This is a genomic window from Paenibacillus profundus, from assembly GCF_021369635.1.
Lineage (GTDB): Bacteria > Bacillota > Bacilli > Paenibacillales > Paenibacillaceae > Paenibacillus_B > Paenibacillus_B profundus.
In genome coordinates, this window is sequence record NZ_JAJNBZ010000012.1 from 83,852 (window position 1) to 109,111 (window position 25,260).

The 25,260-nt window shown below is 48.3% G+C and carries 23 protein-coding genes, 1 pseudogene and 1 other annotated feature; of the genes and pseudogenes, 6 read left to right on the top strand and 18 right to left on the bottom strand.

Annotated features, from left to right (window positions below; genetic code table 11):
• Positions 1-140 precede the first annotated feature (140 nt).
• Positions 141-1,034, bottom strand: a complete 894-nt coding sequence (locus LQV63_RS15690; RefSeq protein WP_233697428.1) for a GNAT family N-acetyltransferase — start codon at positions 1,032-1,034, stop codon at positions 141-143.
• Between the two features lie 95 nt (positions 1,035-1,129).
• A complete protein-coding gene (brnQ, locus tag LQV63_RS15695) occupies positions 1,130-2,476 on the bottom strand; it encodes a branched-chain amino acid transport system II carrier protein (protein WP_267934066.1) in 1,347 nt (448 codons plus the stop codon).
• A 46-nt stretch (positions 2,477-2,522) separates the two neighbouring features.
• Positions 2,523-2,769 (bottom strand) — a binding site (T-box leader).
• Between the two features lie 389 nt (positions 2,770-3,158).
• Between brnQ and LQV63_RS31450 the strand changes: the two genes are divergently transcribed.
• Both LQV63_RS31450 and LQV63_RS15700 read left to right on the top strand, forming a co-directional pair.
• Complete coding sequence (locus LQV63_RS31450; RefSeq protein ID WP_267934067.1) at positions 3,159-3,665, top strand: serine hydrolase domain-containing protein; 507 nt, start codon at positions 3,159-3,161, stop codon at positions 3,663-3,665.
• On the top strand, positions 3,659-4,630 hold the full coding sequence (locus LQV63_RS15700) for a serine hydrolase domain-containing protein (protein ID WP_267934068.1): 972 nt from the start codon (positions 3,659-3,661) through the stop codon (positions 4,628-4,630). The genes LQV63_RS31450 and LQV63_RS15700 overlap by 7 nt, the downstream gene beginning before the upstream one ends.
• 162 nt (positions 4,631-4,792) lie before the next feature.
• Here the strand turns inward: LQV63_RS15700 and LQV63_RS15705 are convergent, their stop codons facing one another.
• The 7 genes from LQV63_RS15705 to LQV63_RS15735 form a co-directional block, all read right to left on the bottom strand.
• The gene (locus LQV63_RS15705) at positions 4,793-5,236 is read right to left on the bottom strand and encodes a GNAT family N-acetyltransferase (protein WP_233697429.1); all 444 of its coding nucleotides are present in this window, start codon (positions 5,234-5,236) and stop codon (positions 4,793-4,795) included.
• A gap of 303 nt (positions 5,237-5,539) precedes the next feature.
• Positions 5,540-5,641, bottom strand: a complete 102-nt coding sequence (locus LQV63_RS15710) for a hypothetical protein (RefSeq protein ID WP_019424551.1) — start codon at positions 5,639-5,641, stop codon at positions 5,540-5,542.
• Positions 5,642-5,891: 250 nt separating this feature from the next.
• Positions 5,892-6,716 (bottom strand): carbohydrate ABC transporter permease, encoded by an 825-nt coding sequence (locus tag LQV63_RS15715; RefSeq protein WP_407672929.1) that lies wholly within the window; start codon positions 6,714-6,716, stop codon positions 5,892-5,894.
• Between the two features lie 103 nt (positions 6,717-6,819).
• Entirely contained in the window at positions 6,820-7,779 is a 960-nt protein-coding gene (locus tag LQV63_RS15720) for an ABC transporter permease (protein WP_233697430.1), read from the bottom strand.
• Between the two features lie 59 nt (positions 7,780-7,838).
• Entirely contained in the window at positions 7,839-9,434 is a 1,596-nt protein-coding gene (locus LQV63_RS15725; protein WP_233697431.1) for an extracellular solute-binding protein, read from the bottom strand.
• Between the two features lie 128 nt (positions 9,435-9,562).
• Positions 9,563-11,914 carry a helix-turn-helix domain-containing protein gene (locus LQV63_RS15730; RefSeq protein WP_233697432.1) on the bottom strand — a complete coding sequence of 784 codons (2,352 nt, stop codon included), beginning with the start codon at positions 11,912-11,914 and terminating at the stop codon, positions 9,563-9,565.
• A gap of 417 nt (positions 11,915-12,331) precedes the next feature.
• Entirely contained in the window at positions 12,332-13,222 is an 891-nt protein-coding gene (locus tag LQV63_RS15735) for an NAD-dependent epimerase/dehydratase family protein (protein WP_233697433.1), read from the bottom strand.
• A 371-nt stretch (positions 13,223-13,593) separates the two neighbouring features.
• On the opposite strand from LQV63_RS15735, the gene LQV63_RS15740 reads away from it, so the two are divergent.
• Positions 13,594-13,749, top strand: a complete 156-nt coding sequence (locus LQV63_RS15740; protein ID WP_233697434.1) for a hypothetical protein — start codon at positions 13,594-13,596, stop codon at positions 13,747-13,749.
• 286 nt (positions 13,750-14,035) lie between these two features.
• Complete coding sequence (locus LQV63_RS15745; RefSeq protein ID WP_233697435.1) at positions 14,036-16,102, top strand: class I SAM-dependent methyltransferase; 2,067 nt, start codon at positions 14,036-14,038, stop codon at positions 16,100-16,102.
• Positions 16,103-16,167: 65 nt separating this feature from the next.
• Here LQV63_RS15745 and LQV63_RS15750 read toward each other — a convergent pair whose 3' ends face one another.
• Entirely contained in the window at positions 16,168-17,037 is an 870-nt protein-coding gene (locus LQV63_RS15750; RefSeq protein ID WP_233697436.1) for an SDR family oxidoreductase, read from the bottom strand.
• A gap of 300 nt (positions 17,038-17,337) precedes the next feature.
• Between LQV63_RS15750 and LQV63_RS15755 the strand changes: the two genes are divergently transcribed.
• On the top strand, positions 17,338-17,976 hold the full coding sequence (locus LQV63_RS15755; RefSeq protein WP_233697487.1) for a DUF3885 domain-containing protein: 639 nt from the start codon (positions 17,338-17,340) through the stop codon (positions 17,974-17,976).
• A 36-nt stretch (positions 17,977-18,012) separates the two neighbouring features.
• A complete protein-coding gene (locus LQV63_RS15760; RefSeq protein WP_233697437.1) occupies positions 18,013-18,240 on the top strand; it encodes a hypothetical protein in 228 nt (75 codons plus the stop codon).
• A gap of 15 nt (positions 18,241-18,255) precedes the next feature.
• On the opposite strand, the gene LQV63_RS15765 is transcribed toward LQV63_RS15760, so the two are convergent.
• The 8 genes and pseudogenes from LQV63_RS15765 to LQV63_RS15800 all read right to left on the bottom strand — a co-directional run bounded on the left by LQV63_RS15765 (position 18,256) and on the right by LQV63_RS15800 (position 25,129).
• The gene (locus LQV63_RS15765) at positions 18,256-19,146 is read right to left on the bottom strand and encodes a GNAT family N-acetyltransferase (protein ID WP_233697438.1); all 891 of its coding nucleotides are present in this window, start codon (positions 19,144-19,146) and stop codon (positions 18,256-18,258) included.
• 503 nt (positions 19,147-19,649) lie between these two features.
• On the bottom strand, positions 19,650-20,717 hold the full coding sequence (locus LQV63_RS15770; RefSeq protein ID WP_233697439.1) for an undecaprenyldiphospho-muramoylpentapeptide beta-N-acetylglucosaminyltransferase: 1,068 nt from the start codon (positions 20,715-20,717) through the stop codon (positions 19,650-19,652).
• Between the two features lie 324 nt (positions 20,718-21,041).
• Entirely contained in the window at positions 21,042-21,509 is a 468-nt protein-coding gene (locus LQV63_RS15775) for an NUDIX domain-containing protein (protein WP_019424537.1), read from the bottom strand.
• An 84-nt stretch (positions 21,510-21,593) separates the two neighbouring features.
• Positions 21,594-22,133 carry an NUDIX hydrolase gene (locus LQV63_RS15780; protein WP_233697440.1) on the bottom strand — a complete coding sequence of 180 codons (540 nt, stop codon included), beginning with the start codon at positions 22,131-22,133 and terminating at the stop codon, positions 21,594-21,596.
• 265 nt (positions 22,134-22,398) lie between these two features.
• Positions 22,399-22,659, bottom strand: coding sequence for a ribosomal protein L7/L12 (locus tag LQV63_RS15785; RefSeq protein ID WP_233697441.1), 261 nt, complete (start codon positions 22,657-22,659; stop codon positions 22,399-22,401).
• A 181-nt stretch (positions 22,660-22,840) separates the two neighbouring features.
• On the bottom strand, positions 22,841-23,383 hold the full coding sequence (locus tag LQV63_RS15790) for a GNAT family N-acetyltransferase (protein ID WP_019424533.1): 543 nt from the start codon (positions 23,381-23,383) through the stop codon (positions 22,841-22,843).
• 51 nt (positions 23,384-23,434) lie between these two features.
• Positions 23,435-24,508: pseudogene (gene hisC / locus LQV63_RS15795) on the bottom strand (histidinol-phosphate transaminase).
• 102 nt (positions 24,509-24,610) lie between these two features.
• Positions 24,611-25,129 (bottom strand): hypothetical protein, encoded by a 519-nt coding sequence (locus LQV63_RS15800; RefSeq protein WP_233697442.1) that lies wholly within the window; start codon positions 25,127-25,129, stop codon positions 24,611-24,613.
• Between the last annotated feature and the right edge of the window lie 131 nt (positions 25,130-25,260).

Genomic DNA, 25,260 nt, shown 5'->3' on the forward strand with positions numbered 1-25,260 from the left:
CATTTCATGCGCTTTCATTTCCAATTGTAGTTTTTCATGCATTTTTGGCGATTTTTATGAATATGTGAACAGCTGATAAAAAAAACCAGCCAGATTCCTCTGGCTGGCCTCAGCATTCGAAGCAGAGTCCCTTATCGAACTCATTCCTGCTCCAACACCATCAAATTTTGCTCAAATATCGTCGTGAATCCTGCTTCCAGCAGCAAGCTGATTAATTCCGGTTCAAACGATACATTGTACACCATCCGGTCACATTCCGCGTAATTCGGCCCGTATACTTCTGACAGCATCGCCCGATACAGCGCATCCTTATCTGCTCGGCCAGCGGCGACCTCGCACTGATACAGGACCAACGACTTCAGCTTTCCGTAATCGTCTGTCACCTGTTTATAGAGCGCATATGCCACAGCACTTCCGTCAGAATCATGGACGATAAGACTATGTCCTTCGCGAATATTGTGCCATTGAGACGACCATGCCGCTGCCTCCTTATAAAAAGACAGGTCAGCCGCTTCAACGGGTTTCCCCCAATGCAGGCTGAACGAATCCGATGGGTCAAGCTTGAAAGCATTGGCATCCAAGCCCCCATCATGCCGCATGCCAATTAGCCGATCAGTGATTTGAAATCCGACATGCCGGTAGGCGCGGATGGCGTTGTCATTTTGCGCGACAACCTCTAAATAAGCGGTATGCACTCCCTCTTCTCGGATAAGACGGATCGCTTCCTCCATCATTGCTTTGGCAATGCCTTGACCTCGGCAGGAAGGAGCTACGCCTGTTCCCCCGTTCCAGGCCAATTTCTTGCCGCGCACGGTACGAACAGCAATTAGCACGAATCCAATCGGCTGAGCGTCTGCATAAGCGACGACCGATAGGTGCGGTTGAATGCCGTTCACGCTCATGTGAGCTAGATGCTGTTCCAGATTGCGGGTCATATCCGAAAAATAACCTGTAAACCCTTCATTCCACAGCTGCAATCCCTGATCATATGTGCATTCGTTCAGCCTTTTCATAGTTACAATGACTTGCTTCATCTTCCGATTCCTCCCCTGAACCATCGACATGTGGCACACATTCCGTTATGGCCCCGATATGCTGCCAACAGCGTATCACGGCCACAGAATCGTTGTCAATTTTTAGTAGGATTGAATGATTGCTTGTCACGAGCCGCCATAAGCTTTCCGATCACATAACCAATAGCACCGCCGGCCAGCGCCGGAATGAACCACCCGATCCCTTCCGCATAGAGAGGGATATGCCGAAGCACCGGCAGGGCGAATTCGATAGGAACTTTCGCTCCTTTCAAGCCGTCGAACAAGCTGATTAGAACGGTTCCGATAAGTGCTCCCGCGTAGACTTGGGAATAACCGCCAAACCATTTATGAACGAAAGACAATAGGAGCAACACAATGGCGACCGGATAAATGACAAGTAAGATTGGCTCGGAAATCGAGAGGATTTTGTTCAATCCCAGATTAGCTACCAGCAAACCCAATAAACAGATGACCAGCGCAATCCGATTGTATGCCATCCCTTTCATCAAGGTTGCAAAATACTGGCTGCAGGCGGAAACGAGCCCAATGCATGTAGTGAGACAAGCCAGCGTAACGATGACAGCGAGCAGAATCAGCCCGGAACGGCCGAACAAGTGCAGCACGACATCGGTCAGCAATTGGCCTCCATTCTTGAAATACCCGAGCGATACGCTGGTGACGCCCAAGTATCCAAGCGCTGCATAGACAAGCGACAGTCCGATACCGGCAATGAGGCCGGCTTGAATGGCCGCTTTCGCGACGGCCCGTTTCTCTGTGACACCTTGGCCGCGAATCGAATTCAGCACGATGATGCCGAAGGCCAGCGCCGCAATGGTGTCCATGGTTAGATAGCCATTCATGAAACCTTTGAATCCGGGCGACTCGACATACTCATTGATAGCCGGTCCTCCTTCTCCGATCGGATACAGCACCCCGCCGATGAACAAGAGCGCGATCGACAACAGCAGCATGGGCGTAAGCCAGCTTCCGATACGTTCGACCAGCTTCGAAGGATTGAGACTCATCCAGAACACAGAGCCGAAAAAGATGAGCGTGTACACGAACAGAATCCATGGATTGGATGCATGGTGTGATGGCAGGAACGAGCTGAAGCCCATTTCATACGCCACGTTGGCGACGCGCGGTATCCCCATCGCGGGCCCAAGCGACACATAGACGATGATGGCAAAGAAGATGCCGAATCGCGGGCTCACCCGCCCGGCCAAATGCTGCATATCGCGTCCGGACAACGCGACCGCGACGACGGCGAGCAGCGGCAATCCTACTCCTGTTAAGATAAAGCCGATGATGGCGGGAACGAAGCTGTCACCCGCCTGTTGTCCCAAGATAGGCGGAAAGATAAGGTTCCCCGCCCCGAAGAACAATGAAAATAGCATTAATCCCGTGAAAAAGATATGTTTCTTTGTTAATGATTGATTCAATCTGCTCTCCCCCTGATACATATGAGATCAAAAAGACCCGTCCCTAGAAAGGGACGGGTCTGTACCCGCGTTACCACCCAAATTCAACAATATTGCGTATGGATCTGTATGTTGCTGCTCATGACGTGACTATGCACGCATTCCTGGTAACGGAGGATTCCGGCAAAGCTTACTGTCGTTCAGCCTTGCTTCTCGGAGAGGACATTCGGTCATGCGCTGGACATTGGCTTGCAGCAATACGCCAACTCTCTGTGGAACAGCCCATCACTTACTCTTCTCGTCGCCGAAGTTCATATCATAAAGTTGTATACTATTTTTACATGCATTGGGACAACTGTCAAATGACAATTATACACATTGTCAATACCTGAAGTGCTTTCCATTCCTTCGATTCTATTATATGATGCGTATACGGAGATATTTGGAAGGAGATTCACGTATGCCAGCAATGCTGTAAATTGTCATTTCAATGATGGATACCGATTTATTTTTTGGTGTGTACACTCCAAGGGATAAGTCTGTCCATTTTGACCTTTACAGGAGCGCAGGGTGTATGCAATTGAACTCAACTGCTGCGGACAAGACGATGAGTCGTTCCGCTTTTAAATTTTATCTCCGTGCCAATTCGTTACTAATTCCCTGATGTGCTCCTGCGCCAGATAGAAACAGGAGGACTGCACTTATGAAAAATAAAGAAACCAACGCATCCATTCACGAGACGACCGTTTATTTGCATCAGTACATGGACGCTCTTTCCCGGAATGGTCACTTCAATGGAGCCGCGCTTGTCGCTCTCCGAGGGAACATCTTATTATCGGAAGGATACGGAATGGCCAATTGGGAACACGAGGTCCCCAACACGCCGCAAACCAAATTCCGCATCGGTTCCATTACGAAAGGCTTCACCGCGTTGGCCATTATGCAGCTGCAAGAGCAGGGACTGCTCTCAGTCCACGATGCTATCGACGAATATTTGCCCGATTATCCGTGCGGGAACGAGATCAAGCTTCATCACCTGTTGACGCACACGTCCGGCATTCCCGATTATGCCGGACTGCCGGGTTATTGGGAACGCACCATGCGTCTCTATTCCCCAATAGAGCAAACGATAGCGTCTTTTCAACATGAACCGCTGCAATTCCAGCCGGGAGAACGGACGAGCTCACCAGTTCCTCTTTCATATTGTTAAGCGCCATCATTGAGAGAGTATCAGGGCTGTCCTACGCGGATTATATTGTCGAACGAATCTGCATACCCCTGAATATGAATGACTCGGGCGTCGAGGACAGCCGAACGGTGTTGAAGCATTTCGCCTCCGGTTACTCGGTGTGCAACAAGATCATTCCGGCTGAATACGTCGACATGTCCATCTCTCTCGGCGGAGGCGGTATGTATTCCACGATAGCGGATTTATATAAATGGGATCGCGCGCTTTATACGGAGTCACTTCTCGGCCGAGAATCACTGCGCCACATATTTGGACCATACTCGCCCATATTCGGCGGATACGGCTGGGTCGTCAATGAAGAAACGATAGACGGAGTGAAACGGAAGCGCGTCGCTCATCATGGCACGATGAACGGCTTCTGTGCCGACTTCAATCGGTTTGTCGATGATGATCTCGTTATTATCGTGTTAAGCAACGTGAACATTACGCCGGTGGAGCGGATAAGCGGCGACTTGGCAAGAATCGCATTCGGTAACAAAATAGTCATGCCGGAGACGGTGACGGCGATTGCGCTTACCGCTAAGGAGATGGAGCGGTATACCGGAATCTACGAACGAAGGGAGCCGGACGGCTCTCATGCCACAGACGTCGATTGGCAGGAAGCCTTCACAAGCTTGTCGCGATTCAGCACGGTTGAAATTGCGGTGGGGGCTTATATCAACCGATTCCATGAGTTCGGCATTCACCCAGGCTCGATCATCATCATTACCCAAGAAGAACAGAAGCTGTACTTGCAGATGGCCAAGCGACATGGCGCATGGTACAAATATGAAATCGTACCGATCTCGGCAACTGAACATGGAGCAACGTTCGCCGCCCAGTATATCGATGAGCGGGTTATATTTACGAAAAACGGTCAGGGAACGATAACTATCGAGCATCGCGATGCGTACGGAAACCGTATGTTAGCAGCCAAAATGTCATAACGTTGGCAGCATGAAGCATATGGGGCTGTCCCAATGGGTCTGACAAGACCCAAGGGACAGCCCCATTATGTTTAGACGGCACTCTCCCCGCCAATTGATTCTTGCCCGCCGCCACTATGCCTTGGCTTGTTACTTTTCAACCAGTTGAAACCGAAGCCACATTCAGAGCGAATAACTGATCCAATCACCACGGGTTCCTCCCATTTTGTCATAGAACCGTTGGGCACGATAATTACTAGCGGCCGTAATCCATGACATATGAGCATATCCGTTATCTTTCGAAAATGTTGCACAGGCTTCAAACAGCTCTTGGGCTGCCCCGGTTCCTCTGGCTTCCTCAATTACATATAGGTCATTCATTACGGTTATTTGATCTGCTTGAATCGTACTGAATGTGAAATAAAGGGTTGCAAACCCAACAAGCTTACCTTCCTTCTGAGCTGCGAACTGAATTCCTCTATTTTTTCCAAGCAGTGTGTCAATTAAGCTATGTACTTTTTCTATTGCCGGTTTTGGTCTTTGATAAAAATCAACGATATACTCATACATCAAGGATGTTATTTCTTGTTTATCACTTGGTTCAACAGGTCTTACGATCACGGACATAAGTAGCCCTCCCGAATTGAATGCCTTTCAATATAGCTATAAATATTATAGTAAAATAATTGAGATCTAATAAAGATACAATATAGATACAATTTCCATTAGATGGACCAGTACAGATGGGAGCAGATACAGAGGGAATTGAACAGGTCCTTAGAGCCGTGTGAGTTCTTCCTCACCGGGTTTTATTTCCCTTCTAATTGCAAGCAACAAAAAAATCCTGAATAACCATCAGGATTGTCAACGAGGCCTGTAAATCGGCTAGGTGGAGTCACATAAAGCTCTTTTTATGGGGACTGCTAATGTTTAAATGAATCCACGAGACACAATTACTAACAGGATGAAAAGAACCAAGATAACACCAGTAGACGTAAAGTGGGAACCAAACCCGCCTGCAATATCACCCATTAAGAAGCCCTCCCTATTATCATGATACGTCTCCATTATATTGAATGTATCCCCGCCTCGGCCCTGTTAAAAGCCTATAGGGGTGAAATTAGGCGGATTTAGCAATCCTTTTGCGTTCTCTAGCGCAGCTATGACACATCTTCCCGCACTTTGAGATTCCTTGTCATGGTGCTTCAAGCATTCGTTTCCACATACACCATTAGCAATGGGGCTCTCCCAACAGAGAACCCAAGGGATAGCCCCATTCCATTTACTCCTTGATGGCCCCGATCATGACCCCTTTCACGAAATACTTCTGCAGGAAAGGATACAGCAGCAGAATCGGGACGGTGGCGACGATAATGGTCGCGTATTTAATCGTCTCTCCTATAGGCATCTTATCCGCCGCACCAGCTCCGGTGAGCATGCTGTCCGTACTGTTCGTAATCAGAATTTCGCGCAGCACGAGCTGCAGCGGATACAATTCACGGTCTCGCAAGTATATGAGCGCTCCGAACCAGGAATTCCAATGCCCAACACCGTAGAATAGAATCATGACCGCAATAACGGGCAGAGACAACGGCAGAATAATGCGGACAAGCACGGTGAAGTCGTTCGCGCCGTCCAGCTTGGCCGATTCCTCCAGACTTATCGGAATGCCTTGAAATGCCGTGCGCATTATAATCAAGTTGAACGCACTCACCGCACCCGGAACAATGAGCGCCCATAGGCTGTCCAGCATGCCTAGACCGGTCACGAGCAAATAGCTTGGAATCAACCCGCCCGAGAAGAACATCGTGAACACGATGAAGAACATAATCGGGTTTTTCCACATTACATTTTGCCGCGATAACCCATACGCGCCGAGCGCCGTCATGAACACGTTCACGAAGGTGCCGACTACGACGATGAACAAGGTATTCAAATACCCGCTCGTAATCATCGGATTCTCGAAGACGAGCCGATAGGCATCCCATGTCAATCCGTGCGGGAACCAGATGAGTCCGCGCTGCTGAACGAGCCATGACGGATCGCTGAGCGAAGCGAACAGCACGTACACGAACGGATATAACGTGACCAGACAAAGACATATCATGAACAGGATATTGAAAAATTCAAAAATTCGTTCGCCAATCGACAATTTATTCACCAGCTGGTCCCTCCTCTGTCGCATTTGTTCATCAACTGCAGCTCCCCCTCTACCACAGCTTCGTATCGCTTGCGCGACGGCTCACCGTGTTTGCCAAAATGAGAAGCGCGAAATTGATGATGGAGTTGAATAGTCCGATGGCCGTACTGTAGCTGTAATTCGACTCCAACAGACCTTTGCGGTATACGTATGTGCCAATGACATCAGCGGTTTCATACGTCGATGAATTGTACATCAGCAAGATTTTATCTGTGCTGACGGACATGAGGCTGCCCATCTGCAGAATAAGCAAAATGATAACCGTCGGCATAATGCCCGGAATCGTAATATGGAGCACCTGGCGCCACTTCGACGCGCCGTCCACTTTGGCCGCTTCATACAGCGAAGGATCGATGTTCGATATCGCAGCCAAATAAATGATCGTGCCCCAGCCTACCCCCTGCCAGATGCCAGACGTAATATAGATGCTCCGAAACCATTCTGGCTCACGCAAGTAGGCGACAGCTTCGACGCCGAACCATCCTAAGATGTTGTTGATAAGCCCGTCTCGTGCCAGAAAATCAACCATCATCCCGACGATGACGACAATAGAGATAAAATGTGGAATATAGGTAATCGTCTGTACGGCGCGCTTGAACATGTGATGGCGGATTTCATTCAAGAGCAACGCCAATATAATCGGTGCGGGAAACGAGAATACAAGCTCATAAAAACTGAGCAACAGCGTGTTGCGGACGATTCTCCAAAAGAAGTGGCTGTTGAAAAATTCTTCGAAATATTTTATGCCTGCCCACGGGCTTTCAAGAAATCCCAAGGCCGGGGAGTAATCTTTGAATGCGATTTGAATCCCGTACATCGGTCCGTAATGAAAGACAGCATAGTACACGACAACGGGCAGCAGCATCAAATAAATATACTTGTTCATCTTGGCGTCTCGGATCACGCGCCGAATAAAGCCCGGTTGTGCTTGGGATCCGGTATGCGCCGTCGCTTTCTCTGGTACCGGCATGTCGTTCCCTCCTTATGAAGAAGATTCGTGCCGGAATACCCGGCACGAATGCGTGCTCCTTATCGCTTATTGAATCGATCCAAAGCAGCCTGTTGCACTTTAATCGCATCCTCAATCCCCATCGACTTAATCGTCTCGACGAATTTATCGAAGTTGTCGATCGGTTCTGCGCCCATGATGAACTTATCGAACATTTCCGCCTTGTACGTATTGATATCTGCCATAATCGAAGCATAGGAGGAGCTTTCTTCCGAGGTCGGTGTCAGCGACGGCAGCAGCTTGCTGCGGTCGGCATCCAGCCAGTTCTTCATCGCTTCCTTCTGCTCTGGAAGCTCAATATATTGCTCGATGTAACGTTTGTCCTGCACGAACTGACCGGACCAGTTCACGGGCATATATTTGGCCATCGCTTGCGCGACCGGCAGTCCGTCCGGGTTGTTCATAATTTCGTCCGTATATTTCGGATAGCCGTTCTCCATCTTGTAGCTTTCGCCCTCGACGCCGAAGTTGAACAAGATATGCCCTTCCTCGCCATATTTATAGTCCATCCACTTTACGATTTCCTCCGGATTGCTGGCCGAAGCGGAGACAGCTGCCCCGACACCAGCAAAGGGCGAGTCTGCCTGGCCAAGCGCTTTTTGACCCGGAATAGCAGTCGGATAAGGCGCGCCAACCAGCTTGAAGCTCGGATCCTTCTCCTTCATCAGGTTCATGTAGCGTCCGACACCCGAACCGTTGTATGTTACGAGGGAACCGAGCAGGTTGCCCGTCATTTTCGCATCCTGCAGCTTGCCATCGGTCGTGGCATAATCTTTGTCCAGCAAGCCCTCCTTATACCAACGGTTTAACATGGTTACATAATCCTTGTATTGCGGTTGAATCGGGCCGTACTTGATGACCTCGCCTTCTCTGTAGAAGCCGTCTGTAATGCCATACGCGCCGACAAAGGCTACATTGATATCACGCAGAAGGAACGGAATCTCATCTTTCTTGCCGTTCCCATTCGGATCTCCGTCGCGGAAAGCGATGAGCATTTTCTCCCATTCCTCAATTGTCGTCGGCACTTGAAGCCCCAGCTTATCGAGCCAATCTTGACGAATTGTCGGCCCCATGAATGTCAACAGCTCCTGTTCCGGACGCAAGAACGGAAATACATAGATATTGCCTTCGTCCGTCGTGACGAGCTTCTTCAAATCAGGTCGATCCGCCAACACTTTGCTCAAATTCGGAGCATACTTCTCAATCAGCTCATTCAAGCGGAGAATCCGCTTCTCTTTAATCGCTTGATCCGGCCCCTTGGCTACCCCGCCCCACGAATACTCAATGACGTCAGGCAGCTTGCCGGAAGCTAGCATCAGATTGAACTGATCGGCTTCTTGACCAGAAGGCGGATGCTGGAATTCGACTTTCGTTCCTGTCCGCTTCTCCAGTTCTTTGTAGGCTCCCATCTCGCTGAAGCTCTTCATGACGGTCCCCGCATTTCCCATCGAAGCCCAATACGTCAAGGAAGCGGGGAATTTCACTTCCTCTGCCGGAATATCAGTGGAAGGAGCCGCTTCTGGCGCCTTCTTCTCACTGCAGGCCGAGAACATGGTTGCGATCATGACGAGAGATACCATGATCAGACTTGCTTGTCGCCAAGAGTGACGTTTCATATCTAATGACCTCCCATCGGAATTGGTATGATTCCAACTATAGCGAGCTCCTCGCGAGACAGTAAGTAAACGTTTTCAATCCAAGTTAACCGAATGTATGCATGCTCACTTACCGTTTTTAAGATCGGTTAACCATTCTTCCGATCCGCTTGCTGCTCCAGCATTTCACGATATTTTCCCGGTGTGATTCCCTCGTTCTTCTTGAAGAAGCGCAAGAAGCCTACATCACTGGCATACCCTACTCTTTGCGCGATTTCGGATATCGTCAGAGTTCTGTCCGCGAGCATTTTTTTGGACTCCTGCATCCGCAGCTCCGCAATGTATTCCGTTATGTTGCGCCCGCTATACTTTTTGAAGAAGGCCGAAATATATTGCGATGTCATCTCGAACTCGGCTGCCATCGTATTCAGACTCAGATTGGGATCATGAAAATGCTTGCCGATGTATTCCGCCATCCCCCGGTACAAACGGTCATGATGATCGCTGCGTTCCCTCCGGATGTAATGGCACAGCGTGCGAAAATGCTGCATAATCTGCTCCTGCATGTCCTCCACTGCTATCGGCCGCGCTGCCAATCGAGCGGGATCGACCGACTCGCCGAACACTTCAAGGTCATCCACCTGAATGCCGTTCAATATTTTCATTAATGTCGTTAACAAATCAATGGCCAAGCATCGCACCCGGTCCGGCGTGACATGATCTTGCTGCCAATTCATGACGAATATTTGCTGCAGCAGCTTTTCCGCAACATCCGCTTCCCCGCTCTTGACCACATTCATTAATTGAATCTCTGTCTCAATCGGATAATGGTAGAACGGCGACTTCACCGAGTGAATGTTCTCGTAGTACATGATCGATTCGGTACCATGAATAATCCAATAATCGAGCGCCATCATCGCTTCGCCATACGCGGTCCCGATCTGATCCATTCCGCGGTAAATGGGGCTAACGCCAAAGGCCAGCGACAGCTTGAACCGCTCCTGCACCGCCTCTTTCAGCCGGCACAACAGTTCATCCCGGATCGAGCAGACGGATTCTGAAGACTCGGCCACATTGAGCAGCACCGCCAGCCGATCACGCTCCATTTCCACAATATAGCCTTGCTCCTGCAGCAGTTCATGCCCGAGATTCGTAAGCACGAACCGTACCAATCCCCATTCACGCTCCGTGTCGCCTTGGATGAACCGGGAGCAGTCCACAATATGTATGAGAATGACACCGTAATAATCGTGAGGCAGCCGAATGTCCATGAAGCTAAGCGTCTCCTTCATGCCATGGGACAGATCGACGTGTCCGCGAATGAGGCGGGACAGGAAATTGGCCTGCAGCACCGGCGACTGTTCCGCCAACGTTTGCCGCAGCTTGTCCTCCTCATCCATAGAGCGGATGACTGATTTCTTAATCAAATCAAATTCATCGCGGTACGTCTCCTCCTCCGAGGATTTACGGTGACTCAACATCTGCACGACATCTCTAATTGGCTGATAATACCGGAATGCCATCACATAGGATGCGCCAAGCCCTGCAGCAAGACATCCGACGAGGACGAACAGCGCCCATTTTTTAATAACGAGCACGTCCTTCAATACGACCTTTTTCGGAATGACCGATACATATTTCCAACTGTTGCTCCCGTTCACGTCCGACAGTATCATTCGTTCACCGTTGATGTCGATTTCATTGTAACCGTTTGCAAAATGAAGATGCTTCCAGATTGCTGCAGCACTATTGTCACGCAGCGTAGACATAAGCACTTCTTGCTTCTCATTGAAGATGACCAGGGAGCCATTGTTCACGCCTTCGATCTGGGTCAACATATTCTTCATCTGCTGTTCTTCAATAAGAACTATCAGTTGTCCTTGGATGTCCGATACATATTCATAAGGAAGGGACTGCACGAAGGTGATCGTATTGGATTGCACGTTCCCTTGCTTGACCGGTTCGGATGGCAAATAGGTCTTATGATGAAATCCAGCGAGCAGGCGTTCCCGAACCCAGCTGTAATCTCTTCCTGGAAACATAGTGATTTGTTGAAAGAATAAGGATGAATCCGTCTTCATGTCTGGAGTGAGAATCATGTCATTTGTTTGAAAGTAAATGAAAAAATGACTGATGAAGCTGCTTATATTTTTATACTTCTTCAACTCTTTCAACGCTTCAATCACTTTCATTTGCTTCTGCAGACTTTCGCTGCCCGCATTGTTCAAGAGCCACTTCACCTTCGGGTTGAGCGCCACTTGTGCGGTGAGCTGATCCACTTCCTTCAATCGAGAATCGGTAATCTGATTCAGCTGCTTCAACAGCCCTACGTTCGTGCGAATCGCATTGTTGATCATGATCTGTTCGATGCGCTGGTAGAAGATGCCTCCAACCGTCACAGGCAGCAGCAAAATGACAAGGTACGATAGTAAAATCGTAATAAACACGCTTCTTCTCGTCATTCTTCTCTTCCAGATTCGCGCAAGCCAACGAACATTCATTCCTTTTCCCCCTTTGTTCTCTTGGTTCTTTGGATACGGATTTGAAAATAATGACTTATTATAGTCCATCTATTATTACAATGACGGAGGAGTTAATCCTTATAAGCCGACGATCGGGCTGTTGGAAAAGGCGAAAAGCAAAGGCGTGCGCGTACGCGCATTCGGGAATCAACAGGAGATATTTTGAGGACATTACGGTCGTCTACGGGGCAGCGCAATCCTGATGCAAATCTATTTGCATACGAGTCCCTTCATGATGACATAGCTTCACCATTGATCAGAACAGGCAGCAGCATCGATGCTGCTGCCTGAGCTTGGCGTAATGGCCGAGAGATCGGCTTCCATAGCTGTTGGAACAAAGCATAGGATGGTTCATTTGCAACCGTCAAAGAGCTGCGACATCCTGATTATCGTCCGTTATGCCCGTCCAGCCGCGATATCGCGAACAAGCGGCACGAACCAATCCGTCACGTTACGGAATGCAAATCCGTGCTGCTGCGCTTTCGTCGTGTCCATGAACCAGCTGTCCGCCGTGCCGAATGGAGACTTATGCCCATCGTCCAACTCGGACGTATCAGAAATCACGTGCGCCTGCTGTCCGACTGCTTCTTCGACGGTAGTGACGATTTCCCGCAGCGACAGCTCTCCTGTCGAGCATGCGTTCACCGGCCCTTCCACAGCGTTGTCCTTCAGCCAGGCCAGGAATTCCGCCGCTTCGTCAGAGCTGATGAATGACAGCTTCGCCTCCAGATAAGGAATGCCGATTGGCTTATCTTGCCGCACATGCTCAACATGAAAATGAAGACGCTTCGTGTAATCATCCGCTCCAAGCACGATCGGAAAACGGACCGTACAGACCGGAAACGAGGCTTTCTGCAATAGCACCGCTTCCGCGCAGCGCTTTCCTTCCTTGTAGCTGTGCTCAGATTGTTCCTCCAACTGGATTGGGTACATATAGGGGTTGAAATCCGATTCACTTCTTCGCTCTGGACCGAACTCGTAGACTGATAAGCTGGACGTCAATATGTATCGTTGTACCCTGCCGGCGAAGATGGCGCAAGCTTCCTCCGCTTCTTGCGGCGTGAAGCAGATATTGTCGTACACAACATCCCATTCGGCTGATCCGATAGCGGACTCGAACGCCACGGAATCGGTGCGGTCCACCGTAATCCGCTTCACCGCATTCCCGAACGAATCCGCAGTCTTCCCTCTTGTTGCTATCGTCACGTCTGCGCCTTGCCGCAGCAACGCCTCTACCAGCTTTTTACCGAAAAAGCGAGTTCCCCCTAAAACTAACACTTTGTTCATGAAAATCTGCCTCCTTCGTTCTTTTGATTGATTCGTTCTTTCCACATTATAAAGCACCGGAACCTTCGGCACAGCTAGCAAGTTCAAGCTTCCCCCGCCCATGTATTGACGACTCCATATATGCAGACATGATACTGGATGAATCGGCTTCGGACAGGGCGTGTCTTCTGCCACATTAATTGTCCGGCATCTCTTCATGTTGTAGTATTATAAGGTATTCCATCATAATGTTCATCTGCTATATACGCTAGCTGAAACCGCATCGATGTATTGTTTTCCAAAGTCATAACAGCCAGCATGTCCAGCCTATAACGATACGTTGCCAAGACTTCTCTCCATTCTCCCTCTCGTTCAGAAGGGGTATCCATAGGATGAAGTTAACTTTGATATACATGTCTACAGTAATCTTGCTCCTCAGACAATGCGGCAGCATTACCGTTCGATCACACGTCTTGCGCCTGAGACAGGCGGGAATCGTTGGTATTGACCTGACCCAAGGGGAGAATGATTGGAACGCGTTCAACTAATTTAGACTGTGTTTCATCCAATGGATTTGGCAATTAGCCAGCGATTGCTGAGCAATAAGCAAGAAAGCATTGGAGCGCAAGGGATAATTCCAATGAAGCATCGCATTAAGAGGATTATATGCTGTTTTAGCTGCACAAAATCCAATCGGATGAGTATCATCCAGATTTTAAGTCAAATTATATCGCTAAGAATCCCCCTCATGTTAGTTAGCTTGCGCCTTGGGGTGTGGGTGCTTCAAAATATTGAATATGTTAATGTCGATTCTATAGAAAAAAGGTGAGGCTCTTGCTGCAATCATTAAAGGCTATTCACTCCTACAGACAAGGTGAAACCGCACTGCTGGAGGAGAACCGCTGGTTGGAATACATCGTGACGGCCGAGGAGCGGATTGTCAATCTCGAACGAATTCAATCGCTGCGGCAGCTCGCGAATTCCAACCCGGTGCTTGACTATGTAGAACGGACACTGCAAGAGTTGGCACGCATGCCGTTGTCCTTCTGGATTAAGGAAACAGTGGAAACGGTGCTGAAATGGTCAGAGGCCGCCAAGGGCGGGACCGTGCGCCAGCGGATCGTCTGGCAGGAACAGGGCGTGTCGCTGTTCGCCCATAACGTCGGCTCCGCTCAGATCTATAAGCAGCACGTTGCTGATAACAGCCATGAACGCTGCCAGCTTACGCACACGCTTATTTATACGCATGGACTTATCGGACAATATTTGCGCGGAGAAGTGCCTTTAATCGAAAACGCTCCCTTATTTCAATTGGTGAAGCAGGGTATCGTATCGTCCCGGGAGCTGCGGGATCTGCTTCTGCCGCTGAATCGCTGCGTCATTGCCGCGGTCTCGCCCGAATTGTGGAATTCGCTGAAGAGCCGGGTCGAGGACGTTGTCGATCAGATCGTGACAGGCCAATTCGATAACGCCTTCTCCTTGCAGGAACGGTTCCGTCACTTGCGGGAGCTGTCTGTCCGCAGCGGCGAAAACGTGGAGGCCGAGCTGGCGAAGCTGGAAATCCAACCGCATATTATGACCGCGCTCCGTGCATTGAATGACAAAACCTTATGGTTCGTCGAAGCGGCCTTACATGAGTTTTCGTTCGAAGAATTCATCAAAATCTTCCTCATGACCTTAGCTGCTCCGCAGACGGAGCATGTGCGCCATATCAGCTTCGAGCGGTTGATGAACAGCATGTATTATGATTTCAAAGGCCGGAAGAAAATAAATGTTTACAAAAAACGGATGATCGAAAAGGCATTGCGGGAACTCACTTATGAAGATATCAGGAACCATCGCACGCCGGATAGTCCGCATCTGACCTTCCATATTGATCATCTTGATGAAGCACGGGACAGTATGTATGTAAACTTCGAATTCTCTGCCGCCGCGGAAAAGTTGATCGATTTCTGTATCGAAGCCGAGAAGACGCCGCTCTATGAGAAAGCGATTCTGATGCTGTTCGACTTGTTCGAATTGCGGCGCGACGCATACGATCGGTTCCATAATGAAGAGGATTATTTGTCCGATATGAACCGGTCTGCGGATTATAAGCAAGTTATTCTCGATTATGTGACCGGAGTCGGCGTCATCGATATCGGCCCTGGCGGAGGGATCATGCTCGACTTGATTGAGGACCGCCTGCCCGGCACACAGGCGATTGGAATCGATATTTCACAAAATGTCATCGAGACGCTTGAGCGCAGGAAGCAGCGTGAGAACCGGAGCTGGCGCGTCATGAAGGGCGATGCGCTTAACCTTAAGCAATATGTCGAGCCGGGGAGCATCGATACGATCATCTTCTCGTCCATCCTGCATGAGCTGTACTCCTATATCGAATATGAAGGAAGAAGCTTCAACCATGACACCGTTGCGGCCGCCCTCCGGAGCGCATTCGATGTCCTTCCGCCGGGCGGCCGCATCATTATCCGCGACGGGATTATGAGCGAGCCTGCGGATCAGAAGCGGATCATCGCGTTCCGCAAGGAAGACGGCATGTCGTGGCTGGAGCGGTACGCCAAAGATTTCGCCGGAAGAAAGATTCGATATGAGCGTTTGTCGCCGCACGAAGTGTTGATGCCGGTAAATGACGCCATGGAGTTCCTGTATACTTACACTTGGGGACCTGAAGCGTATGTCCACGAAGTCCAAGAGCAATTCGGTTATTTCACGCCGTCGCAATATGAGAATTTCATCGTGAAGACATTGGGCGCTCGCGCTGTCATCATCAAGTGCGATCATTACTTGCAGGACGGCTACACAGAGGCGCTTGCGCCGAAAACGTCCTTCATGAACGAACGTAGAGAGCCGGTGCCATTTCCCGACAGCACCTGTCTCATCGTCATCGAGAAGCAATAACGGCAATCGCAAAGCCAAAACAGAAGGCCGGTCAATTAAAGACCGGCCTTGATTCGTATCGTACGTTAAAATCCTTGCTCGGCTGCGTATTTGCCCCAATGCGGACGGCCGCCGTCGGCATCGGTGAACCCGTATTCATCCGATAAGCCCCACGTGCTGAACGACTGCCCCGACTTGTCCATCCGATCCGGGTCGGCCGCCAACGCCGCTACAGCTCTCCCGATATAGGTTGGCGTCTCCGACATCAAGAAGTGCGGCTCTTGCTTCCCTGCCTCTCTCCAATTATCCTCGCTAACCCCGAAATGTTCGAGCATCGCTTCTGAGCGCAGAAACCCGGGGGTAACAGCGACTGCCGCAACCCCGTGTGGACGCAGGTCTTCTGCCATCGCCGCAGCCAGATGGATCGCCGATACCTTGGCAAGGCTGTAGTACATGTTGCCCCGGTACCGATAATCCGTGCCGTCTGTAATCTCGATGATAAGCCCTTGCCGTCGTGCAACCATAAGCGGCGCTCCGTAATAGCTCGTCATCACGTGCGATTGAACCGCCCGCTGCTGCATGAGCAAGCCGTTCGCAAGTGAGTGCTCCCAGAAGCCTTTGCCCCATTCCGTCAGAGGATCTCCTCCCCACACATCGTTCACCAATATATCGAGCTGCCCGTTCTGTTCTTCTTTTATCCGTTCAAAAAGCGCCTTTACTTCCTCCTCCACCGTATGATCCACGCGTACAGGAATCCCCTTTCCCCCGTTCGCCGTCACCATTTCGGCCGTATCTTCAATCGTTTCGCTCCTCCCCATGCTGGAGAGTTGTCCGCGTACACTGCGGCCCGTGCAATAGACCGTCGCACCCGCTTCTCCCAGCATGGCAGCGATTCCCCGTCCTGCCCCACGGGTCGCTCCAGCGACAACGGCAACTTGATTGCGCAATGGCATCATCCTTGCCCTCCTTATCTCATTTGACTACTGTTTTAGATTATCAGAAGATATATGACAACTACTGTCATATTGGTCGTGGCCGGATAAAATTATCAAATAACCCGCAGGGGCACTTTTTCAAAGTATCCATCCTACGGGTTACAGTTTGTTGTCAGTTGCTTATTTTCGACCAATACCACTTATGATAGCCTTAGATTATGAGGAGTTAACATTAACGTATAACACTGTAAAACGAAAGGAACAGTGTAGTACAATAAGTTCATTGTTGCAGAATGAGAAGAAGAGTGGGGTTCACGAATGATGAAGTTAAGGGAATATCTAAATATAAATTTTCCAGGACTTATTTTGAAACCAAGCCTTTATAATCAATGGGATAAAGGCATTCACTTTGAACTTGGAAAAGGAATGTATCAAATTAAGGATGATGGTAAGCTTAATCTTAAAATGTTTGACCGAGTATATAGCCAGGCATTGTCTCTTTTTAACAGTCTTTTTTCTGAACAAGATGAAATTTTCCTTGTTACAAATGTTTATCAGCGAAAAGCTTATAAAAACAGAGTAAATCGATTAAAAGTCTACAACCGCTACATAAAAGATAAAGATTTAAAATTTCATTTAAAGCAGGAGACTTTGCCATATATGTTCGACGACGAAGAAGAAGCTGATGACTATTATACTACTCAGTATTTCTTAAAGTGCAGCAAACGAGATTTACGATACCCCATGCTAATTAAAGCAATTTGTAATCAAGATTTTCCTTTGAAACCCAAATTAGGCAGGGAAAACGGTTCATATTATCCAGATGTATTTTTCATAAATGCCACAAAAAATCTAATCTTTTTTATTTATGATGATAGAGGATGTGAAGTCATTTCAACTAATAGAGAAACCATACTCCCATCATATGAAAAGTACAACAATACAAATCCCAATATTTAGTAGTTTTACTTCCTTGCTCGCAACGGCAGCTCCGTAGTGCGGACCGCCGGAGCTGGACTGGACCGCGGGGAGCCACGGCAAGATGACATCCCGCAAGCTTGCTTAGCGGCTGGAAGTGTCGGAACGGACTATATTTCGCGATATGGAGGCATTAAGCGCGGCGGAATGCCTGTCTATACCAATCGAGACTCCACTGGTGGATGGGCATCGCAAAGCTCGACGGGTAAGGCGGAAGCGATCCTCGCAAGGTACGACAGGCTGTAGACGCATGTTAGTCATCTATGCTTGAGCCGTCATTGGGAAGCGGATTCCAGCCGGAAGAGATACATGATCTGTCTTCACGAACAGTGTATCCGGTTGATCCCATTCGTATGATAAAGGACGGATGTCATCGAAGTCCGGGGTAAAGTGGAAGATGACCCTGTATTCCCCCTCAGCGGCGAAATGATTGGCCAAATGATGAAGCCACTCATCCAATGAGAGCTTCCGCTCGGCAACGACATCGTACACATGGAGATCTTGTTCTCTGCGTTCCGCAATGACGACGGCATCGCAGTCGTCTATATAATAAATGTGATCACTAAAAATATTCATGCAGTACCACAGCAATATTGACTCTGCGTGAACCACTCCGCAGCGGCGGGACACCGGGATGCGAGCCGCTGCCTTCTGCACGATTAACTCCCACTCGGCAGCCTCGTCGATATTCAGCTTGCGTGCCGCGTTCCGGCCTGTCTTACCAAGCAAATAACGCACGTAATAAGAAGTTTCCCGCATTGGAGCGAATCCGAACTTGGGATAAAATTGCAGCACATCTGGATTCGCGAATAAATAGATGAAATCATACTCCTGCTCATGGTCGGACAATATTTTCTCCAACAGCTGCCTTGACAACCCGAGATTACGGGCATCTGGATGGGTCATGACCGTACCGATCTGGAGCGCCTTGTACGGCATGCCCTCTAACATATAATCCATATGGGTCACGGAAGCATTGGCAACGATGTCGCGCCCATCATGGAAGGAGTAACAGACATAGCGATCATCCCAGCAGCCTCTCGCATACCATGCTTCAAAATCAATGCCGAACACGGAATGCGCCAAACGGTTGAAGCTCCGTCTATATTCCGTAATATGTTTATAATTATGAATAAAGGTGTACTGAATCATTTTAAGCTTCTCCTCATCAGTATAATAGATTGCAGATTCATTCCGAACGCTTCCACAGAATCGGTGACAAATCGGTTCAACCCCATAAAACCCTTTGTCTCGTCTTGCATTGGATTTTGTACAGTGGAACATCATACATACCGCTATTGCGGTAAGATCCGTTGGATTTTGTACAGCGGAACGGCACTCGTTCGGCAGTAGGTGCTGAAAAATAGCCAGATCCACTGGACAAAATGCAGTCTGCATGCTGTTAGACCACACAATCCGCACATTTCACTGTACGTTTTCCAACGGAGCTTGCTTTCACCTCGGAAAACAATGCGATTCAACTTGTATAACAAAAACAAGCTTACTTACTTTGAATATCTTTCAGCAAGAAATGAAAGAAAATCTCCGAATTCTTGAGAACCAGTGCTATCACTTAGTTATTGCATGGTCATCAAGCGCACCTGTAAAGAAGCTTCCTCCAAGTACAGTAAAAGAAGAAACCATTTAGACTGTCCTTAGCGCTTATAACGCTCTATCATCTGAACGAGCCTGTTAGTCGAGCCGATTGCATCAGAAGACAGCATATTGTTCACATAATCGTTCCGCTTCTCATGCAGATCGTTGATTTTATGTACAAAAGCTTCCGTCCGTACTTCGGCATCATCCAGCACCTCGCAAAATCCCCGATCAGCAAAAGACCTCGCATTCAATATTTGATCGCCCCGGCTCGAGCCTTTCGGCAGCGGAACCAGCAGCATCGGTTTCCGCAAAGACAAGAACTCGAAGATGGAGTTGGAACCCGCACGGGATATGACCACGTCAGCCATGGCCATAAGATGCGGCAGCTCTTCATTCACGAATTCGAATTGCTTATAGCCTGCATCATTAATCGAATCGTCCAATTGTCCCTTGCCGGAAATATGCACGACGTGGAATTTCTTCAGCAATGCGGGCAGGTTGTCTCTGACAGCCTGATTGACACTCTTCGCGCCTAAGCTGCCGCCCATAATGAACAGCACGGGCTTCCCCTTAGCAAAGCGACAAATCGCACGGCCTGTGCCTGCATCGCCCTCTAACAGCTCCTCTCGGACGATGGCGCCTACATATTCCGCCTTTTCGATCGTAACATGCTCACATGTCTCTGGGAACGTTGTGCAGACTTTGGTCGAGAACGGTATGGCGATACGATTCGCCAAGCCGGGAGTGATATCCGATTCGTGGATGATGACAGGCACCTTGCGCATCCGGCCCGCAACTACGACCGGAACGGAGACGAATCCTCCCTTCGAGAAGATGACATTAGGCTTAAGCTGCTTCATTTTTGCGTACGCTTCGAAGGAGCCCTTTACTACCTTGAAGGGATCTTTGACATTGTTCCAGTCCGCATAGCGTCTCAGCTTGCCGGTCGAGATAGCGTGATATTGCACCTGTTCGAACGTTGAGATGATCTGCTTCTCAATCCCGTCAATCGAGCCGAAGTAATGAATGTCCCAGTTTCCGTCCAGCAGCTTTGGTATGAGCGCAGCATTGACAGTGACATGGCCAGCAGAACCTCCTCCGGTCAACACAATGGTCTTTTTCATAGTTGCTTATCACCAACCTGTAACTTGTTGTCCGTCTATGTAATAATGGATGTGCTGTTGATATACCTTGTTCATCCGTAAAGGATTCCTCCACATACGGTTTATCTTCTTCATCGTATTCCACAAAGTCCCAGAATGGCAAGTAGAATGAATATTCTATCATCATGATAACCTCATTCTTTTTTTGTTGATTTCGTCGTTTCTCCAGCTGTAGTCAGCAGATTACCGAAAAGGCAGGGAAAGAGCAGGCTCCGTGTCACCCACGAGATGTCTGCTCTTCCCTCTTTATGATAACTATGAATCAAGCCGAACGGATCCTGAGCCCTATTTTCGCAGCAACTTTGATTTTTTGAACAATAAATCCTCGAAGACCGGTCTTTGTACGGTACTTATATCCTTAATTTCAATTTGTTCCAACGCTTGAAATTGCAATGATAATGACTCATTGCTATTGTCTTGGTACATCAACGTTTTTCCGTCATCAGCAAGCTTCCCGTTTAGATCCACTTGGGCGTTGAACAGGAACATGACGAACACGACTTCATTGCCGTCCGGATATGTATATTGCATGCGTTCCCCGCTGTATATCGAGTACAGCTCGTGTTGCTCCACGAAGAGGCCTGTTTCCTCGTAAATTTCCCGAATCATCGTCTCTTCAATCGCTTCTCCTGGCTCCATCCCGCCTCCAGGAAGCCCCCAATTCCCATAATCCGAGCGCTTTTGCATCAGAATCCTGCCTCGATGATCACGAATGATGGCCCCTGCAGTCACGATGATTTTGCTTTTTTTCAATGCTTCCACCCTTTATTCTATGTAATAATAGCCCTATGTTCCCATATTCAAATCATTCAACACGTCCAGCAAGACGCTGGCATATTATTGGACAGTCACTCGATTGAATCTCAGCTCTCGCAATAATTCGTCCCGCTGCTCCACTTCATTCGAAATCCGTTCACTTTCGGCGTGCACAATCCGTCCGTTGCGGAAGTCGCAAAAATGCTCGTAGCAATGATCATCTTTCAAGAGCAAAGGTAAAAAATGAACGATATTCGTAGCGACGCCGACGTTATCCCGATGTATAATCCAGTCTATATCCTTCCAGTCTAGTATGCCTTCTTCCGTCTTCAATGGAGTTGCGTATTCAAAATGGTCATCGACCTCTGCAAAGTATAAGTACATTCCGCCTGCTCTGGTCTGCTCCACGGTCCAGGTCACGATGCCCTTGAAGCGGAGTTCTTCGCCCAACTGAATGCCTGTCTCCTCCTTCACTTCACGAAGAATTGATTCTCTCGCTGTCTCGTCTGGTTCCAATTTTCCACCGACACCGTTCCATGCCCCCATCCAAGCTGGGGCTTCGCGGTTCAAGAGCAGGATGTCGTTCTTTCTTTTAATAAAGCATATCGTATATGTAAGCATGATGTTCACCTATCTACCCAAAATATAGTATTTTTCAGAGCATCTCTGCCCGTGATATCTATCAGCTGTTTCTCTTGAAGAAAGTCCAGCTCCCATTGCTCTGACCATGGAACCAGTAACACTTGATTATGCGGATGTCCCAACATGCCACGAATCCTCCTCCCTTCAAATCATATGCTTTTTTCAGAACGTTTACAAATAACGCCAACCTAAAAAAGCCGCATTTCAGCGGCTTTCCGAAACTTTCCGAAATTAAAAATAAACCTTATAAAGCTTCAACATATTGTTTAGCTTCTTTCAATGAAAGGCCAAACATTCTTCTCGCCTCTTTGATTGCTTCAATCTTCTTGCCTTCCGATACAAGGAAACGCAATTCATTGTTAACTGGATGTTCAGGCACTCCAATCTGGTTCCCGATCTGTTCTAAAGTGAACTTCATGCTTCTCACCTGAGCCTGCAAGTTATTCACTTTCTCTGTAATCAGTATAATGATAAACAACAATAAAATAATGACCGTGTATTCCATATGTTACCTCTGGTGGATTATATTCGTTACTCATACGGGACGCATCCGATATTAGTAAATGTGAGTGAATCCCGCACCGCTTGCTTCACTTTGCCATGATACATCATCGCGGCATCCTCTTTGTCCTATTTTTCTGCCATTTCAATATAGTATACCTGATATGATTTCCAAAGAGAAAGTCCTAGCTAAATTCCCGCTTCAAGATAGAAAAGAGGACTGCATCGACGAATTGCCCTTTTTCATAGAAGCATTCCCGCAGCAATCCTTCTTCGCTTAGTCCGGCCTTCTCCAGCAATTTACGTGACGAGATATTGCCGGGATCGATAAATGCCTCAATACGATGAAGTGCCATTTCTTCAAATCCGTATTTCATCACTTGTAGAATCGCTTCCGTCATGATGCCTTGCCGCCAATATTCAGGGGTCAATTCATAGCCGATTTCTGCTTTGCGATCCTCTTTGAACCAATTGTGGAAGCCGCAAGTGCCAATAATGACATCTTCGGGCTTGTATGTGATTCCCCAGCGAATGCCTTGCTGCTCTTCATATCTCCGATTCCAGTTCGCTATCAGCTCTTCAGCCTGCCGCACTTCGACGAAGCTTTCCAGATCATAATACTGCGTAACTTCATCCTGTGAAAAGTAATGATAAAGCTCTTTTGCATCCTCTGCTCTTAATTGTCTTAACCTCAAACGGTCCGTTTCCAATACAGGGAACGATTTCATATAAATTTCCTCCTAATCATTCATCTTCTTGTTCTTTTCGATTTCCATAGCCTATTCGTTGACATGTCTGCTTATAATCATTTGGAATGTCTGGATGAACCGTTCCATATCCTCATCAGTGCCTATGGACACTCTCAAATAGTTATCGATTCGGGGTTGAGCAAAATACCGCACCAATATCCCTTCAGCCCTCAGTTCCTCTAACAGCTGCTTCGCCGGAACGGCCGGGTGGGTGATGAACACGAAGTTAGCCTTGGAATCCAACACCTTGCATCCCAGCTCCCGCAGCTGTGTCATCGTCATTTCCCGCGTCCGGATCACTTTCTGCGTCGCCTCTTGGAAATAATCTTCGTCTTGAAATGCCGCGATCGCTCCAGATAACGCCAACCGATCGAGCGTATAGGAGTTGAACGAATTCTTTACGCGCTCCAATCCTTCAATCAGTTCTTCGCTGCCCAACGCAATTCCGACCCGCAGCCCTGCCAATGAACGGGACTTGGACAAGGTCTGAATGACCAGCAGATTCGGATACTCGGCGACGAGCCTCACCGCGGATTCCCCGCCGAAATCGATATAGGCTTCATCAATAATAACGGCACGTTCTAAGTTGTTCTCCAATACCGAACGGATAAAGTCGACCGGCACTGCTTTCGCCGTAGGGGCATTAGGGTTGGGAATGATGACTCCGCCGTTAGCCGCATGGAACGGTTCCATAGGGATATTAAACTCATCGTCAAGCGGGACTGTCTGATAGGATAGCCCATACAAATTTGCATACACTTTATAGAAGCTGTACGTAATATCCGGGAACAAGATAGGCTCACCGGGGTTAAAGAAGGCAACAAAGGAGAAAGCCAATATTTCATCCGAACCATTCCCGATAAACACTTGACGTTCAGATAGTCCGCATTAATCTGCAACGGTTCTTCTCAAATTATCACACGTCGGATCGGGATACAGTCGCAGATCTGCATTTACCGCCCCTGTTATCGCTTCTAGAACTTTTGGAGATGGCGGATACGGGTTCTCATTCGTATTTAACTTTATATATTTCTTATCCCTTGGCTGTTCTCCCGGCACATATGGCACGAGTCTTGCCGTAATGCCGCTCCAATATTTACTCATGCGCCAGACCTTCCTCCCGATGTAACTCGATAACCTTCAACCTCTATTTCGCAGACCTTGCAAGATCTTCTTCTGCACGCCGTTCATATATTCCTGCTATCATTATTCCAATTCCAGCTTTATGACGCGCAACATTTCATATCTGATGATGGAACTAAAGGGCGAAATCATCATCCAATAACGGGAAAACATCTTTTTCGCCTTCTGATTGGTGCCGTACATTCTCGTTACCGTAATCACTTGTTGAATGTCATCCCCACATAGTGACTCGATATAGAAATTCATAGCTATTTTCATGAAATTTGGCTCACGAAACGCAATAAATTCATCAGGCGTCATAGATAAGACATTTCCATTCCACTTCCACGGCTGTCCGATGAGTCCGATAATAATTTCGTCCTCAGTCTCCTCTAATACGACCAGCCCGTCCTCGATTAATTTCTCCAAGGTTAACAATTGGTTCGGCACTCCGCGCATCGTGAACAAAATTCTCATCAACCACGATTTATTAAAATTCACATCATGCAAGAGCGAGAGAATTTTCCGTTTGCTGCCATGTATCTGCTTGCTGTTCGCCATGGAATAATCGAATTCAGGAACATACTTATCAATTAACATCAAGGATATCACCCCCACTGTGAGGTTGTTTTCCGATGCGGAAATCAGCCGTTCATTTTTTTGCTATGGACTCTCCACAATGGGGAGAACAGGAGGACTGATAGTGTTCAGTTGCCCTACAATTGGAGCGTCAT

Coding starts and splice junctions, on each gene's coding strand:
- LQV63_RS15780 (WP_233697440.1), bottom strand. CDS start 22,133: ATGCTTACATATACGATATGCTTTATTAAAAGAAAGAACGACATCCTG.
- LQV63_RS15785 (WP_233697441.1), bottom strand. CDS start 22,659: ATGGAATACACGGTCATTATTTTATTGTTGTTTATCATTATACTGATT.
- LQV63_RS15765 (WP_233697438.1), bottom strand. CDS start 19,146: ATGATTCAGTACACCTTTATTCATAATTATAAACATATTACGGAATAT.
- LQV63_RS15735 (WP_233697433.1), bottom strand. CDS start 13,222: ATGAACAAAGTGTTAGTTTTAGGGGGAACTCGCTTTTTCGGTAAAAAG.
- LQV63_RS15725 (WP_233697431.1), bottom strand. CDS start 9,434: ATGAAACGTCACTCTTGGCGACAAGCAAGTCTGATCATGGTATCTCTC.
- LQV63_RS15750 (WP_233697436.1), bottom strand. CDS start 17,037: ATGATGCCATTGCGCAATCAAGTTGCCGTTGTCGCTGGAGCGACCCGT.
- LQV63_RS31450 (WP_267934067.1), top strand. CDS start 3,159: ATGAAAAATAAAGAAACCAACGCATCCATTCACGAGACGACCGTTTAT.
- LQV63_RS15730 (WP_233697432.1), bottom strand. CDS start 11,914: ATGAATGTTCGTTGGCTTGCGCGAATCTGGAAGAGAAGAATGACGAGA.
- LQV63_RS15705 (WP_233697429.1), bottom strand. CDS start 5,236: ATGTCCGTGATCGTAAGACCTGTTGAACCAAGTGATAAACAAGAAATA.
- LQV63_RS15690 (WP_233697428.1), bottom strand. CDS start 1,034: ATGAAGCAAGTCATTGTAACTATGAAAAGGCTGAACGAATGCACATAT.
- LQV63_RS15710 (WP_019424551.1), bottom strand. CDS start 5,641: ATGGGTGATATTGCAGGCGGGTTTGGTTCCCACTTTACGTCTACTGGT.
- LQV63_RS15720 (WP_233697430.1), bottom strand. CDS start 7,779: ATGCCGGTACCAGAGAAAGCGACGGCGCATACCGGATCCCAAGCACAA.
- LQV63_RS15740 (WP_233697434.1), top strand. CDS start 13,594: ATGAAGTTAACTTTGATATACATGTCTACAGTAATCTTGCTCCTCAGA.
- LQV63_RS15790 (WP_019424533.1), bottom strand. CDS start 23,383: ATGAAATCGTTCCCTGTATTGGAAACGGACCGTTTGAGGTTAAGACAA.
- LQV63_RS15770 (WP_233697439.1), bottom strand. CDS start 20,717: ATGAAAAAGACCATTGTGTTGACCGGAGGAGGTTCTGCTGGCCATGTC.
- LQV63_RS15755 (WP_233697487.1), top strand. CDS start 17,338: ATGAAGTTAAGGGAATATCTAAATATAAATTTTCCAGGACTTATTTTG.
- LQV63_RS15715 (WP_407672929.1), bottom strand. CDS start 6,716: ATGATATGTCTTTGTCTGGTCACGTTATATCCGTTCGTGTACGTGCTG.